Genomic DNA, 2,057 nt, shown 5'->3' with positions numbered 1-2,057 from the left:
GTCCGGCGCGTTCGACTCCTGCGCACCGTAGGTGAGCAGGCCAATGTTGGCGGTATCCGGCAGGGAATCGATGAGCTCGTGCGTCGCCTTCTTCGCCGCGTCGATACTCGGGCCGTCGGCGTCCTCCTCGACCATGGAAAAGGAGGCGTCGAGAATTAGCGCCGCTTTCGCGTCGACGGAGCCTTCGCTTGCCGACGCCCGCGTCGTCGCCCCCGGAACCGTCTTCGTTTCCGTACTGATCGCCGTACTCGACGTCGCCGGCGAGGTGGCCGTTTCCGTTGCGATCGCGGGCACTACCCACATCAGCATGCACGCGACAGCAAGCACGAGCGCTGCTACGGCGTGACTCCCCCTTCGCGTGTGCGGCATTGTTCAACTCCTGTCTGCATTGTTACTAGGATCACAACCCACACTAAAAGGGGATCCACGCTTGTGCAACAGCTGTCTGGTTATCTTGTGTGCAAAACCACCTATCAGTTGCCGCGCTGCTTGCGCACGATGAAGAAGACCACTGCCGCGGCGATCAGCAGTAGCACCAGCAAGCCGCCGAGCAGCGTTGGGACGAGGCCGAAGCCTCCGTCCTGTTCGTCGCTCGCAGCGTTGACCTCCTGGTCATCGCCGTTCTCCTCTTGCGAGACCGAGGTCGTTGCCTCGCCATCTGCCGCGTCGAACTTGATCGGCTCATCCGAGGGCTCCGGCCCATCCTCATGCGTCGGCGTCCAATCCGGGCCGCCGTTGGCGGGCTCGCCATCCATGACCACCTCGAATTCGAAGGGCTGCTCCACGCCAGCGACGTCGTAGCCTTCGTGCACCCAGCCCATGCCGAACCAGACGTAGTACTCGCCCTGGTAAGGAGTGTTGGTGCCGTGCCACACGTACTGGCCGAGGGTTTCCGGGCCTGACTCCGCATCGTCCTGGAAGAAGTTCAGCCTGAAGCCTGCCACCTCGTTGCGCAGCGGGTCATAGATGCCGTATCCGAGGCTATCGGCGTTGTGGGCTACCGACGCCGGCGTCTTTACGTTCATCACCGGCCGCTGACCGTAGTCCACCGGAATCTTGAAGAACCGGAATTCGCCGGGAACGATGTTGTCGGAATACGTGCCCTCGGTGATCTCTACGGCGTTGTTGAAGCTAGTGCCGCCGGAAATCGGCTGCGGGTCCTTAATCGGCATCTCCCCCAGGTACTCGCCCGCGCTTGTGACGCGGCCGTCTGTCCACTCGCTCTCCTGTTCCTTGCCGATGACCGGTTCGTAGAACACGCTGACCTCGAGCGCAATGTCCTCGGTGACCTCTTCTTCGACGTCGGAGACCTGCATCTTGACCAGGATGTCGCTCATGTCGCACTCCAAGTCGTCTTTGTCGTGGCGCTCTACCGAGGCATTCGCAGAGTCGACCCCATAGTCCGGCCCAGAAGAAACGAACTCGGTGTGCGTCACCGGAAACCAACCACATTCCTCATCACCTTCGTTGGTCACCTCCACCGGATCAATCTTCAGGTGCCCCTTCTCCCACATGCCCTCGGTCTGCCACACAGGCGTAAAGACCATGCGAGCGTTGTGACGCGGCGGCACGGAAATCCGGAAGTACCGGTCGGTCGGGGTGCCCCCGTCTGGCGTCACCGTGGTCTGGTACTGCCCCTCACCCAGCCACTTCGCGTCCTCCGGGGAATCCGCGAACTCAAACTCAGTGCCGCCGGTCTCGTACTTCTCCACACCACGCTGGGCCAAAAACTTCAGCGACTCCGCCAGGCTCGCCGAGTCCGCAGCCTCCAAGAACTGCCCGCCGCCAGCCTCAGCGATGCACTCCAGCTCCGCACGAGCCTCCTCGTCTGCCTTGAAGCCAACAGTATGGATCGTCAGATCCACGCCCTGGCCCGCCAGCTCTTTGGCCACGTCACAAACTTCCGGCGGCGCACACGTATCAATGCCGTCAGAGACCAGAATGATGGAACGCTCGCCCTCATTCCCGAGTTCCTCCGCGGCCTTGCGCAGCGCGTTGCCCATCGGCGTGTAGCCCTTCGGCGTCAACCCGTCGATAGCCGAGCCGAACTCCTGCTT

At 62.3% G+C, this 2,057-nt stretch carries 1 protein-coding gene and 1 pseudogene; both read right to left on the bottom strand.

Translation table 11 applies throughout. The features are described 5' to 3' along the window. Nucleotides 1–309, bottom strand: a pseudogene (locus HMPREF2990_RS13010) (VWA domain-containing protein); the annotation flags it as partial. A gap of 164 nt (nt 310–473) precedes the next feature. Further along, nucleotides 474–2,057: vWA domain-containing protein (locus tag HMPREF2990_RS09370; protein ID WP_070764334.1), on the bottom strand; the 1,584-nt coding region annotated here is incomplete at its 5' end.

The sequence above is a fragment of the Corynebacterium sp. HMSC071B10 genome (assembly GCF_001814825.1).
Taxonomy (GTDB): Bacteria; Actinomycetota; Actinomycetes; order Mycobacteriales; family Mycobacteriaceae; genus Corynebacterium.
Note: the sequence above shows the minus strand (reverse complement) of the source record. Positions and strands in the feature narration are given on the sequence as shown.